This window comes from Priestia sp. 53B2 (genome assembly GCF_056099005.1).
This window is the reverse complement of the sequence record NZ_JBLZXA010000065.1, coordinates 1-534: the sequence shown is the minus strand read 5'-3', so window position 1 is coordinate 534 and position 534 is coordinate 1. Positions and strand designations below refer to the sequence as shown.

Genomic DNA, 534 nt, shown 5'->3' with positions numbered 1-534 from the left:
TTGAAGCGTCTAAACCAAATGAAAAATGGGTCACAGATATTACAGAGTTTCATCTGTTTGGAGAGAAGCTTTATTTATCCCCTATTCTAGATCTTTTTAATGGTGAAATTGTCTCTTATCATATAGACAAACGGCCTGTTTTTTCCCTTGTGACAACAATGTTGAATGAGGCATTTAATCACTTACAAGTTGGAGAACGTCCAATACTCCATTCGGATCAAGGATGGCATTATCAAATGACAAAATATCAGCATTTACTCAAAGAAAACAATATTACTCAAAGTATGTCCCGTAAGGGAAATTGTTTTGATAACGCAGTCATTGAAAACTTCTTTGGTCTATTAAAATCAGAGTTACTCTATCTCCAAGAGTTTGAGAGTATGGAGCACTTTCAACAGGAATTAGAGAGGTATATTGTTTATTACAACCACAAACGAATAAAAGTAAAATTAAAAGGATTGACCCCTGTAGAATACAGAATTCAATCCTCATTCGCTGCTTAGATAAAGGGTCTAACTTTTCGGGTTCAGTTCA

At 34.6% G+C, this 534-nt stretch carries 1 protein-coding gene; it reads left to right on the top strand.

The window, feature by feature from the left end:
- On the top strand, positions 1 to 503 hold a 503-nt coding region (locus ACN6NE_RS31035; protein ID WP_474329435.1), incomplete at its 5' end, for an IS3 family transposase.
- Between the last annotated feature and the right edge of the window lie 31 nt (positions 504 to 534).